Source organism: Pseudomonas sp. Root401 (assembly GCF_001425105.1).
GTDB lineage: Bacteria > Pseudomonadota > Gammaproteobacteria > Pseudomonadales > Pseudomonadaceae > Aquipseudomonas > Aquipseudomonas brassicacearum.
The window spans coordinates 439,262-456,050 of record NZ_LMDO01000001.1 but is presented as its reverse complement, the minus strand read 5'-3'; the positions used below and the strand labels follow the sequence as shown (position 1 = coordinate 456,050).

Sequence of the window (16,789 nt, the reverse complement as noted above, 5' to 3'; positions counted from 1 at the left end):
CTCGACAGCTCCTACACAGCGTTCGCTCCCACAGGGGCCATTGGCATTTACTCACCCACAAGCCCTGGGGAAGCTTCGTCATATTTACCCAGCAGTTTGAGCGTCACCCCGTTCGTCCAGCCGAAGCCGTCCTGCAGTTCATATTCGCCGCCTCCCCCGCCGTCACCGCGCCCGGACAGATCGTATTTCTCCACCAGTTTGTTTTCCTTGCGGTAAAGGTTCTCGACTTGCTGCAAGAAGCGGCTGCCAATTTGCTGCGCCAGGGCGGTTTGCCGGTATCGGTCCAGCCCCTCCACCGCCACCCACTGCAACGGTGCCCAGCCATTGGGCTCGTCCCACTGCTGGCCATTACTGAACTGGGTGGTGGCAATGCCGCCGGGGCGCAACAGGCCGTCACGTACCGCATCGGCGGTGCGATTGGCATGCTCGACAGACGCCAGCCCCGTATATAGAGGGAAAAGCGTCGCGGCCGTGAGCTGCTGGCGTGGCTGGTTGCGTTGCCAGTCGTAGTCCACGTAGAAGCCTTTGTCGGCATTCCACAAGTGCTTCTCGATGGCACGCTGACGCAGTTCAGCGCGCCGGCCATAAGCCTGCACGCAGGGGTTGTTCTGCACCGTCTCGCAGGCTTTGACGATGGTGTTTTCCAGATGATAGATCAGGCTATTCAGATCCACGGGCACGATAGCGGTGGTGCGAATGCTCGCCAGGTTCCGGCCATCGTCCAACCAGCGCGAGCTGAAGTCCCAGCCACTTTCGGCGCCGGCGCGCAGGTCTCGCCAGACCTCTTCCCTGGGCCGGTCCGGCGCCTGCTCGGCGGTGCTGACATCTTGCAGCCAGGATTCCTGTCGTGGCGTCGGGCTGGCATCCCAATAGCGATTGAACACACTGCCATCGGCGAGCTTGACCACGTGCCGCTCAGCCGTGCCGGGCTTGAGCGCCTGGGCGCCCGCCATCCAATAGGCATATTCCTTCTGCAATTGTGGCAGGTATCGTCCATAAGCCTGGTCGCCCTCGATACGCGCCTGCAACTCCACCATGTAAGCGAAGAATGGCGGCTGCGACCGGCTCAGGTAGTAGGTGCGATTGCCGTTGGGAATGTGGCCGTAGGTGTCGATCATGTAGGCAAAGTTGTCGGTCATCTGCCGGACCTGGGCCTTATCACCGCTCTGCTCAAGCCCCAGCATGGTGAAATACGAATCCCAGTAATACATCTCGCGAAAACGTCCGCCGGGCACCACATAGGGCTGCGGCAGCGGCAACAAGCTGCTGTAGGCCGGCACCTGGCTGTAGGATCGACTCAGTACCGGCCAAAGGCTGTCGATGTGTACCTCGATCGCAGCGCCGGGCTTGGGAGCCGGGCTTTCGGCTGCGCCGGATTCGATGAAGTTGTCTTTCACGAAAGCCTTGATATCGAAGCCATCGCTGTTACGTCGGGCCAGGTAATCGGCGCGGATCTGCGCCGGATCACGGTTGGGCAGTGCGTCCACGAAATGCTTCTGGTCGGTGAACACCTGCTCGCGTTGCACCGCTTCAAAAAGCTCGGGGTAGGCTTGGTCGGGGGGGAGATTGGCCCGGTCCTGGGCGTCTGCGTAGCTCCAGGTTGCGGGTGGTTGGCTTGAACAGGCCACGCACAGCAGCGCGGCAAAGGAAAGGCTGGTGAGATCAATAGGTCGCATCAGAGGGTCCGTCCTGTTTTCGTTCCTGACAAACGAGTGACCTGCCCGGATGGACCTGGGTTCATTAAATGCGCTTCGATAGCCCCAGCTCCTGTGGGAGCGGGCGTGCTCGCGATGACGACGGCACACCCAACACCCATTCAAACTGACCCACCGCCATCGCGAGCAAACTCGCTCCCACAGGTCTTCAGCTGGCTGGCATCAGAACCAGGTTTCCATCTGGATGCCGTACTGCCAGGTACCGCCGGCGTTGAAGTCAGTCTTGCCGAAGGAGTCGGTGGTGCTGTACCGGTCCAGGTCCGACGACCAGTTCATGACGCTGGCGAACAGGCGTAGCTCAGGACGCGTGAGCAGATCGCCCAGGTCGGGCTTGAAGGTCGGGGCGACCGTGAACTTCCAGAAGTTGCCGTCGACCGCATTGCGTTGCAGGTAGCCCTTGGGGTCGAGTTGCATGGTTTGCCAGCTCATCTCGTAGGCCATCTCGAAATTGCTGTTGATTTCATTGGCCAACCGCACGTTGAGGGTCATCCAACGGTAGTCGTCACCCTTGACGTAGCGGTCCTTGCTTTGCTCGGCCAGCAAGCTCGGGCCGATGCGCCAGTCGGACGCTATAGGCGTCTCGCCGTAGAGCGCCAGACGCAGGGCACGGGCATCGTCGATCAATTCGCCATCGGCACCGACGTTCTTGACCTCCGCCCCCAATCCCTGGCCATAGAGCAGCGCCGTCTTGAAGAAGCCTTCGCGGCCGAAAAAGTTTTTCTGGTGATTGGCGACCATGCTGTGCAAGCCGGAATCGGCTGGCGTCAGCCCCGCTTCATTGGTGCGGGTAGCAAAGTCGTTTTTCTTCGAGCCGATGGCGTTGAACATCCACTGCCACTGCCCACCGTCGAAAAACTGGTTGGACGTCAGGATGTAGCTTTCCACATCGGCATTGACGCCGCCCTCACTGAAATCCCCGTAGTTGCGACCGATCAATGAGTAGTTCGAGCGCCAGTTCTTGTTCATCTGTATATCGTAGATACCGCCACCGGTACCGGCCAGATAGACGACGTCAGAGTCCAGCCAGTGGATGTCGAAATTGTCCCTGTCGAAGCGCTTGCCGGCCCACAAGGTGGAATTTTCGAACATCGAGTTGCCCTTGAATGCCGCCAGGTGATCGAGTTCGGTAAACACCTGGCGCACGTTCAGGTTGCTTTCATCGGCGGTCCAGTCGTTGGAGCTCTCCACCCCATCGGCGATGGACACCGTGAACTTGGAGTGGGTGCCGTTCTGCGCGTACTGCTCTTTCGACAGGTCGATACGCATGTAGGTATCGTCCTCGTTACCGAGTCGCCCGACAGCGCCACCGACAGAACCGGCCGGAGTGGTGTACGGACCGCCACGACCACCGCCCAACCCATCATTGATCAGCAACCCGGAGCGGGCGTAGCCCTTGAAGCTGAAACCGTCGGTAAGGTGTGCGCCACTGCCCTGCTTTTCTGTGCTTTGCTGGCTGGCTTCGAGTTTTGCCAGGCGAGCATCGAGCGTGGGGACCGTAGCGGCGGACGCCACCGGTTGTGTGGCGGGCGTGGCGAGTTTGAGTTGCTGCAATTCCCTGGCGAGTGCCTGGGTTTGCTGTTCGGCGGCGGCGGCGCGTTTTTCCGCTGCGCTGGCACGGGCCTCGAACGCGGCCATGCGCTCTTCCAGAGTCGCGGCCTGAGAAGTGGTCGCCGCGGCGCCGAGCACGCCTGCGAGTAGCCAGCTTGATGCTTTCTGCATGTGGATTTTCCCTGTTTTGTTTTTATTGTTCTGCTGCCGCGACCGGCCTTTTTCGCCCTGGTTCTGAATTGTCAAACCAAAGGAAAAAAAGGATGCCTCATCGCAAATACACTGCTACATTTGGCGATGTTAACGTTAACTTTTCTAAAAACAAAAATAAAGAGGGCTTTATGAAACAGCTCAAATCGATCCTTCCCGCGGCACTGCTCGGCCTGTGCGTCGGGTTTCCATCCCTCTCCACAGCCGCCAGCCTGACGATTTCCTGCGGTGCCGTGGGTGCTGAATTGCAACTGTGCAAGGAGGCCGTCGAGGCGTGGTCGAAACAGACCGGCAACAGCGTCGAAGTGGTTTCCACGCCTAACTCGGCGACCGAGCGGTTGTCGTTCTACCAACAGATCCTCAGTGCGCAATCCAGCGACATCGACATCATCCAGATCGACATGGTGTGGCCGGGGATGCTTGCCAAACACTTGATGGACCTGCGCGAGGTGCTTCCTGCCAACGCGACCCAGGGTTACTTTCAGGCCCAGGTGGACAACGCCACGGTGAATGGGCGCCTGGTGACCATGCCGTGGTTCACCGACTCGGGGCTGCTGTATTACCGCAAGGACCTGCTCGAGAAGTACAACAAGCCCGTGCCCCAGACCTGGGAAGAAATGACCACGACTGCCAGGGCAGTCCAGCAGGCCGAACGCGATGCCGGGAACGCCAATGCCTGGGGTTATGTATTCCAGGGGCGCGCCTACGAAGGCCTGACGTGTAACGCACTGGAGTGGATCAGCAGCCAGCCGCAAGGTGGGCTGGTCAACGCGCAAGGCGACATCGTGGTCAACAGCCAGGCCTCAAGGACCGCATTGACCCTGGCCAAAAGCTGGGTGGGAGACATCTCCCCGCGTGGCGTACTCAATTACACCGAGGAAGAAGGACGCGGCGTCTTCCAGTCGGGCAATGCGTTGTTCATGCGTAACTGGCCTTATGTCTGGGCCCTGGTGCAAAGCCAGGACAGCGTCGTGAAGGACAAGGTCGGCGTCGCTCCCCTGCCCCGCGGCGGCGCGACGGGCACCCATGCGTCCACCCTTGGCGGCTGGGGCCTGGCGGTGTCGCGCTACAGCGCCAATCCCAAGCTCGCCGCAGAACTGGTGAGCTACCTGAGCAGCGCCCAACAGCAGAAACACCGCGCCCTGGTGGGTGCCTACAACCCGGTGATCGAGTCGCTCTACCAGGATCCCGAGTTGCTCGCCGCCATGCCGTACTACAGCCAACTGCGCAGCATCCTCAATGATGGGGTCATGCGCCCTGCTTCAATCACTGCCGACCGCTATCCACGGGTCTCCAATGCGTTCTTCGATCAAGTGCACGGCGTGCTGGCGGACGAACGGCCGGTCGATCAGGCGCTGGCCGAACTGGAAAGCGAACTCACGCGCATCAAACGCCGGAACTGGTAAGCCACAAGGAAGGAAATCACCATGTCTGTCTCCACTACACTCGCCCCCGGCGACGACGAGCACCTGCTCACTCGGGAAACGCCGGTACAACGCCGTCGCGTTCGCGCCGCCTGGCTGTTCCTGAGCCCGATGTTGCTGTGCCTGGCCCTGGTGGCGGCCTGGCCGCTGCTGCGCACATTCTGGTTCAGCCTGACCGACGCAAGCCTGGCCGACACGGGCGATGCAAGCTTTGTCGGCTTGAGCAATTATCTGTTTCACAGCAGTGCCGGCTGGTCGGGCATCCTGGTCGATCCACAGTGGTGGAATGCGGTGCGCAACACCTTGCATTTCACCGTGGTGTCAGTGGGATTGGAAATCGTACTGGGGCTGCTGGTGGCGTTGCTGCTGAACGTCAAGTTCACCGGACGCGCGCTGGTGCGGGCGTTGATCCTGATCCCCTGGGCGATCCCGACCATAGTCTCGGCGAAAATCTGGTCATGGATGCTCAACGACCAGTTCGGCATCATCAATCACCTGATGCTCGGCCTCGGCCTGATCGATGCGCCCCTGGCCTGGACAGCCGACGCGGACCTGTCGATGTGGGCAGTGATCATCGTCGACGTCTGGAAGACCGTGCCCTTCGTCACGCTGCTGATGCTGGCGGCCTTGCAGATGTTGCCCAGCGACTGCTACGAAGCCGCCAGGGTCGATGGCATTCACCCGGTGAAAGTGTTCTGGTGGGTCACGCTGCCGCTGTTGATGCCGGCATTGCTGGTGGCGGCGATCTTTCGCATCCTCGATTCCTTGCGGGTGTTCGACGTCATCTATGTGTTGACCTCGAACTCATCGAGCACCATGAGCATGTCGGTCTATGCCCGCCAGCACTTGGTGGAATTCCAGGACGTCGGTTACGGCAGCGCCGCTTCGACCTTGCTGTTCCTGGTCGTGGCGGTCATCGCCATGGCGTACCTGTACCTCGGACGCCGTCAGCTGGAGGTCCGCTCATGAGCCCGCGCCTGCTGAAAAAAACCCTGCTGCGCGCCGGGTTCTGGTGCCTGATCGGGATCTTGCTGCTATATGCGGTCTTCCCGTTCTACTACGCCATCGTGACGTCGCTGAAGCCGTCCAGCGCCTTGTTCCAGGTGAGTTACTGGATCGACAACCCCGACTTCTCCAACTATGCCGCCGTGCTGAGCCAGGCCTCGTTCCTGCGGGCCATCGGCAACTCGCTGGTGGTTGCGCTGAGTGTGGTCGCGCTGGCCTTGTTCCTCAGCCTGACCGCCGCCTATGCCCTGGGCCGGGTGAAGTTTCGCGGACGCGGCGTGGTGTTGATGATGGTCCTGGGCGTCTCGATGTTTCCACAAGTCGCGGTGCTGTCGGGATTGTTCGAAGTGATCCGTGCCCTGGGCCTGTACAACACGTCCTGGGCGTTGATCCTGAGCTACACGATTTTCACCCTGCCCTTCACCGTCTGGGTGCTGACCACCTTCATGGGCCAACTGCCTCATGAGCTGGAAGAGGCCGCGATCATGGACGGTGCGTCACCCTGGGTCACGCTGACCCGCGTGCTGTTGCCGCTGCTCTGGCCGGCACTGGTCACCACGGGGCTTCTGGCCTTTATCGCCGCCTGGAACGAGTTCCTGTTCGCCCTGACCTTCACCCTGACCGACTCGCAACGCACGGTCCCGGTCGCCATCGCGCTGATTTCCGGCGGCAGCCCTCATGAACTGCCTTGGGGCTTGTTGATGGCGGCGTCGGTGCTGGTCACGGTCCCATTGGTGATTCTGGTGCTGGTCTTCCAGCGCCGCATCGTTTCCGGCCTCACTGCCGGTGCGTTAAAGGGTTGAGGCCCAACACAGACAAGAAAGGAACAGCATCGTGATCAAGTTGAAGCTGGACAACGTGAACAAACAATTGGGCGGCGCACGCATTCTTCGCGACGTCAGCCTGGAAATCTCGGCGGGTGAATTCGTGGTTTTCGTCGGCCCTTCGGGCTGCGGAAAGTCGACCTTGCTGCGGCTGATCGCCGGACTGGATTCGATCTGTGACGGCGACCTGCTGATCGACGGACGCCGGGTCAATGACCTGGAACCGCGCGAGCGTGGCGTCGGCATGGTGTTCCAGTCCTATGCGCTGTACCCGCACATGAGCGTCTACGACAACATCAGCTTTGGCCTCAAACTGGCCAAGACCGAAAAGACCAGCCTGCGCGAGCGAGTGCTGAAAACCGCGCAGATCCTGCAGTTGGACAAACTGCTGCAACGCAAGCCACGGGAACTGTCGGGTGGACAACGCCAGCGGGTGGCCATGGGCCGGGCCATGGCGCGGGAACCGGACATCCTGCTGTTCGACGAGCCGCTGTCCAACCTCGACGCCTCACTGCGCGTGCAGATGCGCAACGAAATCGCCCGGCTGCATGGCCGACTGGGCTCGACCATGATCTACGTGACCCACGATCAGGTTGAAGCGATGACCCTGGCCGACAAGATTGTCGTGCTCAATGGCGGCCGCATCGAGCAGGTCGGCTCGCCGCGCGAACTCTACGAGCGCCCGGTCAGCCGTTTTGTCGCCGGTTTCCTGGGGTCGCCCCGGATGAACTTTCTTTGCGCGTTCCTGCATGCGCCAGGCGAAACCAGCCAGGTTGAAAGCCTGGTGCTGGGCAGGACGTTCCTGCCCTTCGACAGCTCGGGCCTGGCGGCGAATACGCAACTGAGCCTGGGGATTCGTCCGGAACATATATCCCTCAAGGCGGCACAGGGACCTGCCGGCCTCGTGGTGAGCGGGGTCGAATACCTGGGGAGTGAAACCTATGTGCACCTCGACACCGGCCAGGACGATCCTATGGTCTGCCGTTGTGAGGTCAACGCCGGATGGCGGGTGGGTGACCGGGTCGAGTTGCAACTGGATATCGACAATCTGCACGTGTTCGACGCCCACGGCACGGCGTTGAAGCGCCGCGCCATAGAAAACCTGCCCGATGGCGTCGCTCCACGTTCGGCACATGCGGGCGCACTATGACCTTGTCCTTGAATACCATGAGCAATCCAATACCCGCTTCTCTCGAAATGGCCCAGCAGGCCCTGAATGACGGCCTGCCGCGCCTGATCCACGACTATCGACCCGACTACCATCTGGCCCCGCCAACGGGCTGGATGAACGACCCGAACGGGGTGGTGTTTTTTCGTGGCGAATACCACGTGTTCTACCAACACCACCCCTTCGACGCCAAATGGGGTCCGATGTACTGGGGCCATGCCAAGAGTGCCGACCTGGTCCATTGGCAGCACCTGCCCATTGCCCTGGCACCGGGCGATGACTTCGACCGCCACGGCTGTTTTTCCGGTAGCGCGGTGGTGTGTGGCGACACCTTGGCGCTCATCTACACCGGGCATACCTGGCTGGGCGACGTGGGTGACGAACGCTTTATCCGCCAGGTCCAGTGCCTGGCCACCAGTGACGACGGCATCCGGTTCGTCAAGCATGGCGCCGTCATCGAGAGCGCGCCGCAAGAAACGATCATGCACTTTCGCGACCCGAAGGTCTGGCAGGAGGACGGCTATTGGTACCTGATTGCCGGCGCGCGTCTGGGCGACAAACCGCTGCTGCCGCTGTACCGCTCCACCGACCTGCACAGCTGGGAATTCCTCGACTACGTGTCCAGCGGCAATGAGGGCGATGGCTACATGTGGGAATGCCCGGACCTGTTTCGCCTCAACGGGCGTGACGTGCTGCTGTACTCCCCCCAGGGCATGCACCCCGAAGGTTACGAACGGCTCAACAAGTACCAGACCGGTTATCGCATTGGCCGGCTCGACAGCGAATGGCACTTCACCGGCGGGCCGTTCATCGAACTGGATAACGGTCACGATTTTTATGCCGCGCAAACGTTGGAGGCCGCCGATGGTCGGCGCCTGGTATGGGCCTGGCTGGACATGTGGGAAAGCCCGATGCCGAGCCAGGCCCATCACTGGTGCGGCATGCTCGGCTTGCCCCGCGAGCTTGAACTGCAGGGCGATCGCCTTGGCGTGTTTCCAGCACGGGAACTGACCGCGCTGCGCCAGGCGCCGCTGCCGAGCGTCGCACCGTGGGGCGAATCGGGCAGTTGCTGGGTGCCGCAAGTGAATGGCGACAGGCTGGAAATCCATGTGCATCTGGATCTGCTCGGCTGCACCGAAGGCCACCTGGGCATCGCCTTGCGCTGCAGTGCCGATGAGCAGGAACAAACCCTGCTTTATTACGACGCGTCACTGCAACGCCTGGTGCTCGATCGCAGCCGCTCGGGTGCGCAAGTGAGCGGTCAGCGCAGCGTGTCGATCGAGCCGACGCAAACACAACTGCACCTGCGGGTGTTTCTCGATCGCTCGTCCATCGAGGTGTTCGAGGAAAACGGCCGCTTCAGCTTAAGCAGCCGCCTCTATCCGCGGCCCGACAGCCTCGGGGTGAAACTGTTGGCGAACGGGACTGGCGGGCGCGTCGCCATTGCCAAGGCATGGCCGCTGGACTCGGGCTGGCTGTGAGTACTGCCATTGGAGTCGCGAGAAGCCCAGGGCCTGTGTCATGATTCTGCGTCAACCTGACTGGCCGCACTTCGCATGACTTCCGTGAAAGACGTTGCACAGCTGGCCGGCGTATCCCTGATGACGGTTTCGCGCGCGCTCAACACGCCGGAAAAACTGAGCCCCGAAACCCTTCAGCGGGTACGTCGCGCCATTGAGGAATTGCAATTCGTACCGAGCCTGTCGGCGCGCAGGATGCGCGGCGACAACCTGCAGGCGCGCACCATCGGTGTGTTCGCACTGGACACCGCGACCACGCCGTTCGCCGTCGAGTTGCTGCTGTCCATCGAACAGACCGCGCAGCAGGCAGGCTGGAACGTCTTCATCCTCAACCTGTTGAGCAACCCGCCCACCGACCAGAACATCGACCTGATGCTGTCGCACCGCCCCGACGGGTTGATTTTCAGTGCCATGGGATTGCGTCAGGTGAGCATTCCCGAGCGACTCAAGAGCAAACCGCTGGTGCTCGCCAATTGCCTGGCCGATGACAGCCACCTGGTCAGTTATGTGCCGGATGATGAAGCCGGGCAGCATCGAGCCATGCAGCATGCGTTGAGCCAAGGCTACCGACGCCCGCTGTGTATCAATTTGCCGAGGAAGAGTCTTGCCTGGGGCCTGCGCCAGCAAGGCTTGCAACGCGCCTGTCAGGCCGTCGGGCTGGCACCTGAAGCACTCCTGCAATACGACCTTTCCGATCACGATGCCTACGGTGAAACCGCCGCCATTCTCGACCGGCACATCGTTGACGGCCGTCCGCAATTCGACATCCTGGTCTGCGGCAACGACCGCATTGCCTTTTGCGCCTATCAGCTGTTGTTGGGACGCGGCCTGAAAATTCCCGGCGATGTCGCGGTGCTCGGCTATGACAACATGATCGGCATCGCCGAACTGTTCATCCCGCCACTGACCACCGTACAACTGCCGTACTACGAGATCGGTCGCCAGGCGGCCCGGCACCTGATCGAGAACCTCGAGGTATCGGGCGCCCAGCCGGTGGATTGCCCGCTGGTGGTCAGGGCGTCGCTATAAGACCGCCGACAAACCCGTGGCGAGGGAGCTTGCTCCCGCTCGGCTCTGTAGGAGCTGGCGAAGGCTGCGATCTTTTGATCTTTCGCTTGAGATTCAATTGTCAGTGGAAAGATCGCAGCCTCGTTGCACTCGACAGCTCCTACACAGCTCCTACACAGTTCCTACACGGCTCCTACACAGCTCCTAAGACCCAGCGGGAGCAATCTCTGGCCACGGGTGCACCGTTTGTCTTAAGTGAACAGCATTATGATCACTCAGGCTGTTTGGCGGGCGACGGCGGCAACGCCGCGATGATCCGGGCGCGGCAAACCTCGAGGATTTCATCGGCCAGCGCGGAATCGTCCGGGCAGGCCCGTGACAACATGATCGCCCCGACGGCATGCGCCAACATGTCGAGCATTTTTGCCCTGATCGCTTCCTGCGGTGCTTCCTGCGACGCGTCTTGCCCGGCCTCGTACCGGCTTTCGAGCGCGGCCAGCGTGTTTTCGATGCCGTTGGCAAAGGTAGCCTTCAGTTCGGGCGATTGACGGGCCGCGTCGCCACATAGTGCCGCCATGGTACAACCGCCACCCCGGCCGTCGCGGTGATCCCTGGACACGTAAAGATCGACGAAACCAGCCACGTCGATACCCGCATTGTCGGTCAGCGACTGCGCAAGGCTGTTCGCCGCCGCTTCGGCCATCAGGTCGGCCTTGGAGCCGAAATGCTTGTAGAACCCGCCATGGGTGAAGCCGGCGGCCGCCATCAAGTCCGCCACACCCACGCCGTCAAAGCCTCGCTCGCGAAACAAGACAGAGGCCGTCTCGACGATGTGCTCCCTATTTGCCTGGGCCTGGGCCTTGGTCACCCTCATTTTTCACTCCCTCGTGCCGCTCGAAAATCATGCTCACATCATACATAGATGTCGAGCATAATCAAATTCGTTGACAGTTTAGATTTCGATCATCATCCTAATGAAAAGCCGTGCTCACCTCGCCGGGCTGCACGTGCTCCCTTTATCCAAATCTACGGAAACAAGACGTCATGACCGACCAGATCCTGTTCACGCCCTACACATTGGGTGATCTCACGCTTTCCAACCGAGTGGTCCTGGCGCCGCTGACACGTAACCGTGCGGGGCAAGGTTTTGTACCGAGCGAGTTCGCTGCCACTTACTACAGCCAGAGAGCGTCGGCAGGCCTGCTGATCTCCGAGGCGTCACAGATTTCCCAGCAAGGACAGGGTTATCAGGACACACCCGGGATCTACACCCAGGCGCAGATCGACGGCTGGCGCATGGTCACCGAGGCCGTGCATGCCAAAGGCGGGCGGATTTTCCTGCAACTGTGGCATGTCGGCCGCGTTTCCCACGTCGACCTGCAAGCGAATGGTGCGGCGCCAGTAGCCCCCTCCGCCCTGCGTCCGGCGACCAAGGTCTTCGTCAACAACAGTTTCGAGGACGTTTCCGAACCGCGAGCGCTGGACATCAGCGAGTTGCCGGGGATCGTCAACGATTTCCGCCAGGCGGCGGCAAACGCCATCGCGGCAGGGTTTGACGGCGTGGAGATCCACGGCGCGAACGGCTATCTGCTGGACCAGTTCATCAAGGACGGCGCCAACGTGCGCACCGATGCCTACGGCGGGTCGATTGAAAATCGTGCGCGCCTGCTGCTGGAAGTGACCGCGGCAGTGGTGGACGAAGTCGGCGCCAACCGCACCGGCCTGCGCATCTCGCCGGTCTCGCCGGCCAATGGTGTGTCCAGCAGCGCCCCACAGGCGCAGTTCGACTACCTGGTCGACCAACTCAACGCCCTCGACATCGTTTACCTGCACGTGGTCGAAGGCGCGACCGGTGGGCCACGCGACGTTGCGCCCTTCGACTTTGCTGCCTTGCGCCAGCGCTTCAAAAAAACCTACATCGCCAACAACGGCTACGACCTGGACCTGGCCACCTCACGACTCGCCGAGGACAAGGCTGACCTGATCGCCTTCGGCCGGCCGTTCATCGGCAATCCGGACCTGGTGGAGCGGCTCAGAACCGGTTCGCCTTTGGCGGCATTCAATCCCGCTACCCTCTATGGCGGTGGTGCGACGGGCTACATCGATTATCCAACGCTCGCTGAATCCAGCGCGCGGTAACACTGGCCAGACCCGACTGCGCGCCTGAACAACAGCGCGCGACTCGCTCATCAATACCTTGAAGAAGAGAATCTCCATGGACACTCGCACAACTGTTCTCATCACTGGCGCCTCCACCGGCATTGGCGCTGTCTATGCCCAGCGCTTTGCGCAACGTGGACACGATCTCGTCCTGGTGGCCCGCGACAGCGCACGCCTGCAAGCGCTGGCCGCCAAGCTGCGCAGCGAACACAACGTTACCGTCGATATTCTCCAGGCCGACCTGACCCAGATCAGCGACCTGACAACCGTCGAAGCGCGGCTGCGCGATGACGCCAACATCGGCATCCTGGTCAATAACGCCGGCGCCGCCCAATCCGGGACATTCATCGAACAGTCGACCGATAGCGTCGCGCACCTGGTGTCGCTCAATACCACCGCGCTGGTCCGGCTGGCCAGCGCCATCGCCCCACGCCTGGTCAAAGCGGGTGACGGCGCGATCATCAACATCGGCTCCGTCGTTGGCCTGGCACCGGAGTTCGGTATGTCGGTCTACGGCGCGACCAAGGCGTTCGTGCTGTTTCTCTCCCAGGGACTCAGCCTGGAACTCTCCCCGAAAGGCGTCTACGTACAAGCCGTCCTGCCAGCGGCCACCCGTACCGAGATCTGGGAACGCGCGGGCATCGATATCAACACCCTGAATGAAATCATGGAAGTCGGTGACCTGGTCGATGCCGCGCTGGTCGGTTTTGATCGTCGCGAGCCGGTGACCATCCCGCCCTTGCATGAAGAAGCACGCTGGGATGCCTTGCAGGCCGCGCGTCAAGGCCTGCTCGGGCAAATCCGGCAGTCCCATGTTGCCGAACGCTATCAAGACCCGGCGTGATCATTGTCTAGCGGGCGCCGGCGCGAAGGACAGCGCCGGTATTTCCGGATGCCTGGCCAGGTGATCCCTGCGCTGCATCCCTTATGAGAGCAAAGCACCATGAAGGCATTTTTAATCGACCGCTACGGCAAGCACAGTGGCCGTATCGGCGAGCTACCGGCCCCTGACGTGGGTGACCATGAGGTTCTGGTCCGCGTGCAGGCCGCCAGCGTCAATCTGCTGGATTCAAAGATCAGCAAAGGTGAATTCAAACTGATCCTGCCCTACTCATTTCCCTTGGCATTGGGTCATGACTTGGCCGGGGTCGTGGTCCGCGTGGGATCCCGTGTCGAGCAATTCAAGCCGGGCGATGAGGTCTATGCCCGCGCCCCGGATGGGCACATCGGCACCTTCGCCGAGCAGATTTCAGTGAACGAAAACGCCCTGGCCATGAAACCGGCAAACATCAGCATGGAAGAAGCCGCTGCCCTGCCCCTGGTCGCCCTGACCGCCTGGCAGGTACTGGTTGAAACCGCCCGACTGAAGCAAGGCCAAAAGGTCTTCATCCAGGCCGGTTCAGGCGGCGTCGGCACCCTCGCCATCCAGCTTGCAAAGCACCTCGGCGCCTTCGTTGCGACCAGCACCAGCACCGGCAATGTGCCGTGGGTCAAAGCCCTGGGCGCGGACGTTGTCATCGATTACAAGCAACAGGATTTCGCCAACGTTCTGCAGGACTATGACGTCGTGTTGAACAGCCTGGGCGCCGATGAGCTGGAGAAATCGCTGAAGATCCTCAAACCTGGCGGCCAGCTCATTTCCATCTCCGGACCACCCACCCCGCAGTTCGCCCGGGCCCAGGGATTTTCCTGGGTGCTGAGACTGATCATGGGCCTGTTGAGCAGTGGTATACGTCGCAAGGCCCGCCGAAAAGGTGTGGGCTATACCTTCGTGTTCATGCGCGCCAGCGGTCCTCAACTGCGTGAAATCACCACGCTCGTCGAGGCCGGCAGCATCAAGCCGGTGATTGATCGGTCCTTCTCCTTCGATGCGACGGCCGATGCCTTGAGCTACGTCGAGCAAGGACGCTCCAAAGGCAAGGTCGTCATCAAAGTCCGCTCAGGAATGGCCGATGAGTGAAATCGTATCCACCTCAGACAGCGACCAGGATCCAGCAACGGAGGTGACCCCTTCGGCCCCGGCCCCCTTGGAGGAAGACAAGGAGGAGCAAGACTTCGTTGCGCCAGTGATCGTCTGGCGCACGTTGATGCTCGAGCAATGAAGCGTGACCTCATTCGCCTCATGGCCGAATGAACGACGCCTCCTGCGCTGCCATTGTCCGAAGCAACGGAGCCACCCGCAGCCCTCGCTCAGGAAGTAAGGCCGCCCAGCCGGAAAGCGCCTCGACGATCCCAGGCAGACCAATTCGGTCGGCATGGTAAAGCAGTCCGCCCCGGTAACGGGGAAAGCCGTAGCCGTGAATCCAGACGAGGTCGATGTCATTGGGGCTGTCCACGATGCCTTGCTCAAGCAAGTGCGCAGCCTCATTGATCATGGCGAACAGGCACCTGTCGAGAATTTCCTCATCGTCAATTGCACGCGGCTCGATGCCACGGTTCTGTCGATGAGCCACGAGCATCCTGGCCACATACGGGTCCGGCAGGCCTCGGCGCTGGCCTTCCTCGTATCGATAGTAACCGGCCGCTGTTTTCTGTCCGAGACGCCCTGCCTCGTGAAGCTGTTCGATCCAGTTGCAACGGCGCTCCGATGCACTCAGTAGATCGGCCCGACCCTGGCGGTTTCGCCAAGCGATATCCACGCCCGCCAAGTCACGCAGTTCGAAGGGGCCCATGGGGAAACCGAACTGCCGGATGACCCGGTCCACATCCTCTGGAGCCGCCCCCTCCTCCAGCAGGAAACCCGCCTCGCGCTCGCGAACGGCCAATAGACGGTTGCCGACAAACCCATAGCAATTGCCCACCGCAACAGCGGTCTTGCCCAGTCGGCCACCCAATTGCAGCACCGTTGCCAGGACATCAGGTTGGACCCGGGGCGTCCTGACCACCTCAAGCAGCTTCATGACGTGTGCCGGGCTGAAGAAGTGCATGCCGATGACATCGCCCGGGCGGGTGGTCACGGCAGCAATGGCCTCGATATCGAGGTACGAGGTATTCGTCGCGAGGATGGCGCCCGGCTTGGCAAAGCGGTCCAGTTGCCTGAACACGGCCTGCTTGACGGCGAGGTCCTCGAACACGGCTTCGATAATCAGATCGGCGCTGGCAACGCCTTCAATGCTTGAGTCGAACTCGATCAGGCTGGCACGCCGGGCGGCTTCGTCGGTATCCAGCCGACCTTTTTCCACGGCGCTGGTGAAGTAGCGGTCGATGGTCGCGCGACCGCGCGCCAGGGCTTCGGGCTGCGTGTCGATCAGGCGTGTAGAGATGCCCGCGTTAGCCAGGCACAGCGCAATGCCGCTGCCCATGGTGCCCGCGCCAATCACGGCGACCACTTCGACGGGGCGCGTGGGAGCTTGCCTGGCCAATGCACGACATCTGGAGGCCAGGTCCCGCTCGGCAAAGAACACGTGCCGCAACGCCTTGGCCTGCTCGCTATGGCGGCGAGCGATGAAGCGCTCACGCTCGTTCGCCATCCCTTCGGCGAAGGGAAGCTGCCCGGCACCTTGCAGTGCTTGCAGGGCAATAGCGGGCGCTTCCTGGCCCGCTGCCTTGCGAATGATCGCCTGGGCGCGTTCGTGGATAAGCTGCGGGTCGAATGGCGCGACCGACAGGTCGCAGACCCGCGGGATGGGCTTGTCCCTGACCTCCCTGGCAAAGTCGCTGGCACACGCCAGCACCGAGGCGTCGCTCAACCGATCCAACAAGCCGATCGACAACGCCTGTGCCGCACCGATACGTTCGCCCTCCAGCACCATCGCCAGCGCCACCTCCATGCCGCACAACCGTGGCAAACGCTGCGTGCCCCCCGCTCCGGGTATCAGGCCCAGGCTGACTTCCGGCAAGGCGAACTGCGCATCAGGTGCGGCCACTCGGTAATGGCAGGCCAGGGCCAGTTCGAGCCCACCACCGAACGCCGAGCCATGCAGCGCCGCAACGACGGGTTTCGACGCCTGTTCAATCGCAACCAACACGTCAGGCAGATGAGGTGCCTGCAGGGGCAAGTCAAACTCCTTGATATCGGCGCCGGCGACGAACGTCCGCCCCTGGCACGCAATGACAATCGCTTTGATGGCGCTGTCCGCCAACGCTTCCTGCAGCCTTTCGAGCAACTGCTCCCGAACCTCCTGCGACAGGGCATTGACCGGTGGATTGTCGATGATGACCTGGCCGACATCACCTTCACGTTGGAGCACTACAGTGGCGTGCATCG

General features: G+C 61.6%; 14 protein-coding genes. 10 read left to right on the top strand and 4 right to left on the bottom strand.

What is annotated here, in order from left to right; genetic code table 11:
- Nucleotides 1–47: 47 nt before the first annotated feature.
- Nucleotides 48–1,676, bottom strand: coding sequence for an alpha,alpha-trehalase TreA (gene treA / locus ASC85_RS01970; RefSeq protein WP_057448026.1), 1,629 nt, complete (start codon nt 1,674–1,676; stop codon nt 48–50).
- A 201-nt stretch (nt 1,677–1,877) separates the two neighbouring features.
- Nucleotides 1,878–3,434 carry a carbohydrate porin gene (locus tag ASC85_RS01965; RefSeq protein ID WP_057448025.1) on the bottom strand — a complete coding sequence of 519 codons (1,557 nt, stop codon included), beginning with the start codon at nt 3,432–3,434 and terminating at the stop codon, nt 1,878–1,880.
- Between the two features lie 170 nt (nt 3,435–3,604).
- Between ASC85_RS01965 and ASC85_RS01960 the strand changes: the two genes are divergently transcribed.
- The 6 genes from ASC85_RS01960 to ASC85_RS01935 all read left to right on the top strand — a co-directional run bounded on the left by ASC85_RS01960 (nt 3,605) and on the right by ASC85_RS01935 (nt 10,443).
- Nucleotides 3,605–4,879, top strand: a complete 1,275-nt coding sequence (locus ASC85_RS01960; RefSeq protein WP_057448024.1) for an ABC transporter substrate-binding protein — start codon at nt 3,605–3,607, stop codon at nt 4,877–4,879.
- Nucleotides 4,880–4,900: 21 nt separating this feature from the next.
- Nucleotides 4,901–5,866, top strand: coding sequence for a carbohydrate ABC transporter permease (locus ASC85_RS01955; RefSeq protein ID WP_046065723.1), 966 nt, complete (start codon nt 4,901–4,903; stop codon nt 5,864–5,866).
- Nucleotides 5,863–6,705, top strand: coding sequence for a carbohydrate ABC transporter permease (locus ASC85_RS01950; RefSeq protein WP_018600596.1), 843 nt, complete (start codon nt 5,863–5,865; stop codon nt 6,703–6,705). Before ASC85_RS01955 ends, ASC85_RS01950 begins: the two co-directional genes overlap by 4 nt.
- A gap of 31 nt (nt 6,706–6,736) precedes the next feature.
- Entirely contained in the window at nt 6,737–7,876 is a 1,140-nt protein-coding gene (locus ASC85_RS01945) for an ABC transporter ATP-binding protein (RefSeq protein ID WP_057448023.1), read from the top strand.
- Entirely contained in the window at nt 7,873–9,375 is a 1,503-nt protein-coding gene (locus ASC85_RS01940; protein ID WP_057448022.1) for a glycoside hydrolase family 32 protein, read from the top strand. The genes ASC85_RS01945 and ASC85_RS01940 overlap by 4 nt, the downstream gene beginning before the upstream one ends.
- Nucleotides 9,376–9,450: 75 nt before the next feature.
- Nucleotides 9,451–10,443: a LacI family DNA-binding transcriptional regulator gene (locus tag ASC85_RS01935; RefSeq protein WP_057448021.1), complete on the top strand. Its 993-nt coding sequence runs from the start codon at nt 9,451–9,453 to the stop codon at nt 10,441–10,443.
- 250 nt (nt 10,444–10,693) lie between these two features.
- Here the strand turns inward: ASC85_RS01935 and ASC85_RS01930 are convergent, their stop codons facing one another.
- The gene (locus ASC85_RS01930; protein WP_057448020.1) at nt 10,694–11,296 is read right to left on the bottom strand and encodes a TetR/AcrR family transcriptional regulator; all 603 of its coding nucleotides are present in this window, start codon (nt 11,294–11,296) and stop codon (nt 10,694–10,696) included.
- Between the two features lie 170 nt (nt 11,297–11,466).
- Here ASC85_RS01930 and ASC85_RS01925 point away from each other — a divergent pair, with 170 nt between their 5' ends.
- The 4 genes from ASC85_RS01925 (at nt 11,467) to ASC85_RS32020 (ending at nt 14,684) form a co-directional block, all read left to right on the top strand.
- A complete protein-coding gene (locus ASC85_RS01925; RefSeq protein WP_057448019.1) occupies nt 11,467–12,561 on the top strand; it encodes an alkene reductase in 1,095 nt (364 codons plus the stop codon).
- A gap of 76 nt (nt 12,562–12,637) precedes the next feature.
- Entirely contained in the window at nt 12,638–13,426 is a 789-nt protein-coding gene (locus tag ASC85_RS01920; RefSeq protein ID WP_057448018.1) for an SDR family NAD(P)-dependent oxidoreductase, read from the top strand.
- A gap of 99 nt (nt 13,427–13,525) precedes the next feature.
- Nucleotides 13,526–14,542: an NADP-dependent oxidoreductase gene (locus tag ASC85_RS01915; protein WP_057448017.1), complete on the top strand. Its 1,017-nt coding sequence runs from the start codon at nt 13,526–13,528 to the stop codon at nt 14,540–14,542.
- Entirely contained in the window at nt 14,535–14,684 is a 150-nt protein-coding gene (locus ASC85_RS32020; protein WP_156395603.1) for a hypothetical protein, read from the top strand. The genes ASC85_RS01915 and ASC85_RS32020 overlap by 8 nt, the downstream gene beginning before the upstream one ends.
- Before the next feature lie 18 nt (nt 14,685–14,702).
- Here ASC85_RS32020 and ASC85_RS01910 read toward each other — a convergent pair whose 3' ends face one another.
- Nucleotides 14,703–16,787, bottom strand: a complete 2,085-nt coding sequence (locus ASC85_RS01910) for a 3-hydroxyacyl-CoA dehydrogenase NAD-binding domain-containing protein (protein WP_057448016.1) — start codon at nt 16,785–16,787, stop codon at nt 14,703–14,705.
- Nucleotides 16,788–16,789 lie beyond the last annotated feature (2 nt).

What these genes read in the sequence shown, in the direction of transcription:
- treA (WP_057448026.1), bottom strand. Translation starts at nt 1,676, where the DNA reads ATGCGACCTATTGATCTCACCAGCCTTTCCTTTGCCGCGCTGCTGTGC.
- ASC85_RS01965 (WP_057448025.1), bottom strand. Translation starts at nt 3,434, where the DNA reads ATGCAGAAAGCATCAAGCTGGCTACTCGCAGGCGTGCTCGGCGCCGCG.
- ASC85_RS01960 (WP_057448024.1), top strand. Translation starts at nt 3,605, where the DNA reads ATGAAACAGCTCAAATCGATCCTTCCCGCGGCACTGCTCGGCCTGTGC.
- ASC85_RS01955 (WP_046065723.1), top strand. Translation starts at nt 4,901, where the DNA reads ATGTCTGTCTCCACTACACTCGCCCCCGGCGACGACGAGCACCTGCTC.
- ASC85_RS01950 (WP_018600596.1), top strand. Translation starts at nt 5,863, where the DNA reads ATGAGCCCGCGCCTGCTGAAAAAAACCCTGCTGCGCGCCGGGTTCTGG.
- ASC85_RS01940 (WP_057448022.1), top strand. Translation starts at nt 7,873, where the DNA reads ATGACCTTGTCCTTGAATACCATGAGCAATCCAATACCCGCTTCTCTC.
- ASC85_RS01935 (WP_057448021.1), top strand. Translation starts at nt 9,451, where the DNA reads ATGACTTCCGTGAAAGACGTTGCACAGCTGGCCGGCGTATCCCTGATG.
- ASC85_RS01930 (WP_057448020.1), bottom strand. Translation starts at nt 11,296, where the DNA reads ATGAGGGTGACCAAGGCCCAGGCCCAGGCAAATAGGGAGCACATCGTC.
- ASC85_RS01925 (WP_057448019.1), top strand. Translation starts at nt 11,467, where the DNA reads ATGACCGACCAGATCCTGTTCACGCCCTACACATTGGGTGATCTCACG.
- ASC85_RS01920 (WP_057448018.1), top strand. Translation starts at nt 12,638, where the DNA reads ATGGACACTCGCACAACTGTTCTCATCACTGGCGCCTCCACCGGCATT.
- ASC85_RS01915 (WP_057448017.1), top strand. Translation starts at nt 13,526, where the DNA reads ATGAAGGCATTTTTAATCGACCGCTACGGCAAGCACAGTGGCCGTATC.
- ASC85_RS32020 (WP_156395603.1), top strand. Translation starts at nt 14,535, where the DNA reads ATGAGTGAAATCGTATCCACCTCAGACAGCGACCAGGATCCAGCAACG.
- ASC85_RS01910 (WP_057448016.1), bottom strand. Translation starts at nt 16,787, where the DNA reads ATGCACGCCACTGTAGTGCTCCAACGTGAAGGTGATGTCGGCCAGGTC.